This is a genomic window from Roseobacter sp. (assembly GCF_024639605.1).
Taxonomy (GTDB): Bacteria; Pseudomonadota; Alphaproteobacteria; order Rhodobacterales; family Rhodobacteraceae; genus Roseobacter.
In genome coordinates, this window is record NZ_JAHEHZ010000112.1 from 1 (window position 1) to 5,779 (window position 5,779).

Annotated in this window: 5 protein-coding genes; 2 read left to right on the forward strand and 3 right to left on the reverse strand. The window is 58.5% G+C overall.

The features are described from left to right. Positions 1–413 (reverse strand): radical SAM protein (locus Q0M35_RS13680; protein ID WP_366519665.1); only part of this gene is annotated, 413 nt, incomplete at its 3' end. 795 nt (positions 414–1,208) lie between these two features. Between Q0M35_RS13680 and Q0M35_RS13685 the strand changes: the two genes are divergently transcribed. Further along, positions 1,209–2,480, forward strand: a complete 1,272-nt coding sequence (locus tag Q0M35_RS13685) for an MFS transporter (protein ID WP_295316237.1) — start codon at positions 1,209–1,211, stop codon at positions 2,478–2,480. Between the two features lie 183 nt (positions 2,481–2,663). On the opposite strand, the gene Q0M35_RS13690 is transcribed toward Q0M35_RS13685, so the two are convergent. After that, positions 2,664–4,241: an oleate hydratase gene (locus Q0M35_RS13690; protein WP_295316239.1), complete on the reverse strand. Its 1,578-nt coding sequence runs from the start codon at positions 4,239–4,241 to the stop codon at positions 2,664–2,666. A gap of 480 nt (positions 4,242–4,721) precedes the next feature. Beyond that, positions 4,722–5,168 (reverse strand): universal stress protein, encoded by a 447-nt coding sequence (locus Q0M35_RS13695; RefSeq protein ID WP_295316241.1) that lies wholly within the window; start codon positions 5,166–5,168, stop codon positions 4,722–4,724. 215 nt (positions 5,169–5,383) lie between these two features. Here Q0M35_RS13695 and Q0M35_RS13700 point away from each other — a divergent pair, with 215 nt between their 5' ends. Further along, a complete protein-coding gene (locus Q0M35_RS13700; RefSeq protein WP_295316243.1) occupies positions 5,384–5,761 on the forward strand; it encodes a nuclear transport factor 2 family protein in 378 nt (125 codons plus the stop codon). Positions 5,762–5,779: the final 18 nt, after the last annotated feature.

The window sequence follows — 5,779 nt, forward strand, 5'->3', positions numbered from 1 at the left end:
TCAGGTTGAACGAGACTGTCCGCCGTGAGCACCGAAATCAGATGAAAGGGCAGACCCGTCTCTGACAACCGCGCAGCATCCCGCAGCGACACCGCGCGGCTGCCGCGCCCGCCACGGGTCCTGCGATATGTGTCATGCAGATCTTCCGGGCCATCGATACTGACGCAGGTACGAACGTTGCGTTCACGCAACAGCCTGATCCAGCGGTCAGTCATACCGATAGCATTCGTCCGGAAGGCGTGGGCGACGCGACGCCCGCCGGAGTCATTATCGATCCGCTCGAAAGCTTCTTTGTACCAGTCGGGCGGAAGCGTCATCGGCTCGCCACCATGCAAGACGACAGAAAGCGCTTCGTCAGCGAGAGGGCTTGCGGCAATGTTGCGGCAGAGTGCGTCAGGAACGTCGCCGGACATGCGCTGCCGGTCCTCGCGGTGCGGCAGGTACAGTCCAGATTGCAGAACGGCGTCGCCTGCAGCACCAGCAACCGGACAGGGCCGGCGCTCCTGCCCCTCACCCGTTGCGCCTGTTGCTGAACCTGTTGTTCCAGTCGCCCCCGGTAAAATCACTGCGCCCGGCGGTGTGGTTTTTCAGCGTCCGGCGTCTTATCCCGCAAGCATCACCCAGCAGGTCAGGCCGTGCCTCGCGCGCACGGCGCTGTTCCTGAACCATGGGCGGAAAGTTTGTTTGCGGTGACGTAGTGACAGGTGCAACCGATGCCAGAAACGCGGTCGGCAGTACGGGAAATCGTCGAACAATTTGCCTCCGAAACCGAAATATTCTTGCGGAATTTACACAAATCCCGAGGATTTCAATCCAGGGGTGTATTTCACACATGTCTGAAGCCCGTGGGTGATGGCATTTCGCCTCTTCGACCGGGCCTGGCCAGCCAGTTGTCCTTCGAATTCTGATCACGCAGCAGCCTATTTCCTGCCCTGTGCTTGAATGTCGCAAAAGCCACGCGGCAATACGCCTTCAGGTCGGATGAAGGACCGGGCAGCATATGGTGCAGGGACCGGCTCACCCGTCACCAAAACGCCGGACCGGTCGGAATTGCCTTTAGCTCACTGTAAAGAAGAACAGGCCACTTTGCCCTTTGCTCATACATCATGCACCGTTTCCTGCTCTGAGCGCCCTCATGGCTGGGTTCTTTTTGCTGTCGGACTAAGTCAGACTTCATCAGCACAGAGTAAATGTCAGGAACCGGCAGGATGAACATCAAAGGACAGTTTGCACAGATAACGGGCGCTGATCCTGACGACGTTGATGCACCAGAAGCCCGCAACGGCGTCATTCACGTCATATCGCTGACTCTGACCAAAACCGCTGATGCGCTGATAGATCCCAAGCTGGTCCTGTCGTGGCTCTTAACGGCGCTTGGCGCGCCGGGCGCGATGATCGGGCTGCTGGTGCCGATCCGCGAAGCCGGTGCCCTCCTGCCGCAACTGGCCCTTGCCCGGTTTGTCGAGGCAAGTTCTCAACGCAAGCGTTTGTGGAGTGCCGGCAGCGCGGCCCAGGGTGTGGCATCCCTCGGCATCGCCGTATCCGCGCTGTTATTCACCGGTGTTCTGGCAGGCAGTCTGATCATAGGCTTTCTGGCGCTCCTCTCTGTCGCGCGGTCTGCCTCCTCGGTCAGCTATAAGGACGCACTTGCCCGGACGATAAAAAAGCGCCGGCGGGGTGCGATCACCGGCCTCGCCTCTTCCGTTGCCGCCACAAGCGTCTTTGGTGTCGGGCTGCTGATGGCCGCCGGACTCTTTTCCGTCTCAGTGGCTCCGCTGGCCATCATGATCGCGGTGGCGGGGATGGCTTTCCTGCTGGCGTCCGGTGTCTTTTTGCTGCTGAACGAGCCAGAAAAGACCCCGGAAGGAGATGGTGACGCAGGCGGTCTGGCCGCACTGATCGATCCGATCCTCAGCGACGGACAGCTGCGCCTTTTTGTAGCCTCAAGAGCGGCACTTGCAGTCACCGCGCTGGCGCCACCGTTCATCGTAATGCTGTCAGCAAGCTCAGGCCGCACCGCGCTGGATGAACTCGGGCCACTTGTGATGGCCTCTACGGCGGCATCGGTTTTGTCATCCTATCTCTGGGGGCGACTTTCGGATCGTTCCAGCCGGCAGACGCTGATGGCTGCCGGTGCTCTTGGGGGCGTTGTTTTTGCTGTCATCGGAACAACCGGGCTGGGGTTTGGCGGGTTCCCTGACGTGCTCTGGGCAGCCGTTGCGATTTTCGCAGCGCAGATTGCCTATGAAGGAGTGCGGTCCGGGCGCAAACTGCACCTGACCGATATGACTGAAGACCAGTTTCGCGCCAGATACACTGCGCTTTCCAACACGCTGATCGGACTGGCGCTTCTGGCGGGAGGGTTGTTCGGGGTTGCCTCCGAAGCTTTCGGGCCGTCACCGGTTCTGCTGGCATTTGCCGCCATTGCAATACTTGGCTCAGTCCTCGCAAGCGGGCTTGACGAGGTCCAGCAGGAGTGAGTTCCGGCACAGATGGACCGGAAACTCAGGTACAAAGCCGGTCATCCGTTTCGATCGTGAAGTCAGACGCTGGTCATTGGTCTGGCACCGGGCGGCTTCCCGCCCCTCGTCAGATGGCGCGGCATCATCGTGTGCGCAATGCGGCGGGCGTTCAGGCGCCCAGCACACAAGATGGCGCGGATTTCAGAGCCCCAGCAGGACCCGCGCAGCCCTGGCAAGAACCACAGGGTTCCGGTCACTGCGGACAACCGGCGGCGGCGGCATAACGCTGTTGTTCAGGCTGGCGACTGCCGATTTTGCGGAGCGAACGGAATACTCAACGGTAAACACGCAGTCGGCATCCTGCTCACAATACTGGCCCATAACAGCATAATTTATCGACCCGGGTGGCCGGATTTCCGGTCTGTCACCGGGCTTCCGGGGCATAAACTGGCTGGTAATAAGGGGCATCATGCAGGGCCTGACCCTGCACCCCCTGAACCAGGCCTGCTGCTCCGGGTTCAGGCGCAGGTGCCCGGCCATTTCGCTGATGATCTCGTCGCCGGTTGCGTCCCACATTCGTTTCTTAACAAAATCGCCTTGCCGGTCACCCCGCAGCCCATACCCCCAGAAGGTATATGTCCCTTCTTTTTGTTCCCGGAAGTGCGGCTGATGAAACATGACAACAGAGAGAGTCCATCCGGACCCCGCGAAGGTAACCAGCCCGCCGGTGCCGGTCCGGTTGTTCGTAAAGTCCTCCATGAACTCGAAAAATGCGGGCCCGTCGAGTGTGACGGTGAAAGAACTCCAGGCCGTTTTGATGCGATCTCCGCAAAATTTTTCAGGTTTCCCGAAGCCTTCGTGTTTTCCCGCCAGCCTGCGCCAGAGCTGCCAGGCGTCACCTGCATCATACGTCAGCACCGGCGCTGTGTCGTTAGACCCGGTGGTTGATCCGGCGGTCATAGACCCCAGCGTCATGTAAACGCGGTCCGATTTACGCACCGCGATGCGGTCGCCGTCACCGGTGACAATTTCACAGACATGGCGCTCTGAACGGTGACCGGCGATCTCCAGGTCAGTCACGTCGGTATCTGTCGCAATTTTCACATCATGCTCGCGCAGCCAGTTCACCAACGGCACGATGATGGAATCGTACTGATTAAACCGGGTGCGCAAAATTCCCGCGATCCGCGTAAACTCCGGAAAAAGGTGGATGAAGCGGCGCAGGTAGCGGCGCATTTCAACCACTGAGTGCCACGGCTGAAACGCAAACATCGTCGACCACATTACCCAGAAATTGCTGCCAAAAAACCGCGGCTGAAACCAGCCTTCGATCGTGATATCTTTCAGAGACGGTTCAGGATGCAGCATTAATCGTTTGACATCAAAGATGTCACGGACGCGCAGATTAAGTCTGAAACGGTCCGGCGCAGGTTTGCCGTCGCGCACAAGACGGCAGTCTGATGATCCGGGCACCATCCGGTTGAAGGCCATGATATCTTCAGTGATGCTGACGCCCGGGTCGTCCGGCGAGGGGATTGCGTCCAGCAGATCGAAAGTGCAGACAAAATTCTGCTCAAACATCCGCCCCCCCCTGCTCAGGTATCCGTCTTCTGCATTTCCGGAACCGTCCAGCGCGCCGCCGGTTACAGAAAGCTTCTCGAAAATATGGATATTCTGACCCCTGACCCCGGCATCACGAACAAGAAATACGGCAGCCGACAACCCGGCAATGCCGGCACCGATAATGTAGTGCTGAGCCCCGGACATCTTGTCCGTCATATGCCTCACCTCCGGACTGATGCCTGATCCTGCACGCAGCCTGCCTTACGTTTGCAAACAGATGTACAGGCTCTCTGAACCCTGGACCGACAGGTCACGGCCCCGGGCCCTGTTCAGCACGATTTTCGCAGAAAGTTAGCCGGGGGCGCTTGACCGAAATCAAAGCAGGAAGAGCGAGCGGGCCTACCATCCGCGAATGATACTGAAAAAGGAGAAAACGGATATGAGGCGTTGTATTCATGCGGCACTGTTAAGCGCACCGCTGGTTCTGGCTGGCTGCGAAGACGACGGAAAATACCCGGTGTCCGGAGAAGACTGCAGTGCCGAAGATCCTGTGCTGACCCTTGATGCATCCGATTGCATGCCTGTGCCAGCGAGTGGTGGCGGCTTCTGACCGGCTTGCCCGTGTCCGGAAATGGCCCACCGGAGCGACCCGGCGGAGACGGCGTGACAGCAGCAGATGACCGCGCCGCGATCCGCTCAGCGCAGCACAAGTACCGGTATTTTCGAGACCGCGAGAACCTCGGCGGTCTGGCTGCCCAGCATCATTTTACTAAGCCCGCGCCGCCCGTGAGAGGCCATCACGATCAGTTCGCATTCCTCTAATTCAGCGGTTTCAACAATACCTTCTGCGGGAAGGCGGTCGTGCACATGTCGTGTATTGCATTGCACATCATGTGCTGCAGCAACCTTCTTTGCCGCGTCGAGAATTTTCTCCGCTGCGTCTTTGGCGGAGGCTTCGAATTTCTCCACCGCGCTGATGTTTCCGTATTCGACATCACTTGCGATCACGAACGCGGACCAGCTCTCGGTGACGGTAACAAATGTTACTTCGGCCCCGACCGATTTTGCCAGCAATACGCCGTGTTCTACGGCCTTAGCAGCCATGTCTGACCCGTCTGTTGCGACCATAATTCTTTTGTACATTTCGCCCCCGGTTTTCTGTTGCCTCAGACCGCACTGCCCGGAAACCAGATCAGGAAATCCGGTGCGGCCCGAAAAGTGCGAACGGTTGATGCCGGACGCCGGCGTCACCGCTGAGGTTTGCTGTTTAGCGCAAGCAGCCCGTTCACAGATTGATTCCGATCAAATCTGATACGGAAGTTTCCGATAAAACCGCGTGCATAGTCAGGAGGTCTCATATGGAAGATCTGGTCGAAACGGGACGAAAATTCGTTCAGGCGATGCGGGATCGACAGGGTATTACAAACGTCGACGACATGTATGCGGAGACAGCGGAGTCGATAGAAGCAGTTGTGCCTCCTAAACGTTATGTCCGGGTTTCCAGCAGTCGCGAAGCGATAAAAGCAAAGCGGGAGGACTGGCTGGCAGAGCACGAAATCCACAGGCTGGATGCAGATGGTCCCTATGTTCATCCCCCGAACCGGTTCGCCGTGCGCTTTGATGTCGATGCGACTCAGAAAGCGACAGGCCGGCGGATGAACCTGCGAGAGATTGCAGTTTATTCAGTTGAGGATGGCAGAATTGTCCGCGAGGAGTTTTTCATGGCGCCGAAATAGGCTGCTCCTGCGCCCACG

Bases quoted from the DNA above. Each gene is read 5' to 3' on its own strand.
- Q0M35_RS13685 (WP_295316237.1), top strand. From the start codon at position 1,209: ATGAACATCAAAGGACAGTTTGCACAGATAACGGGCGCTGATCCTGAC.
- Q0M35_RS13690 (WP_295316239.1), bottom strand. From the start codon at position 4,241: ATGACGGACAAGATGTCCGGGGCTCAGCACTACATTATCGGTGCCGGC.
- Q0M35_RS13695 (WP_295316241.1), bottom strand. From the start codon at position 5,168: ATGTACAAAAGAATTATGGTCGCAACAGACGGGTCAGACATGGCTGCT.
- Q0M35_RS13700 (WP_295316243.1), top strand. From the start codon at position 5,384: ATGGAAGATCTGGTCGAAACGGGACGAAAATTCGTTCAGGCGATGCGG.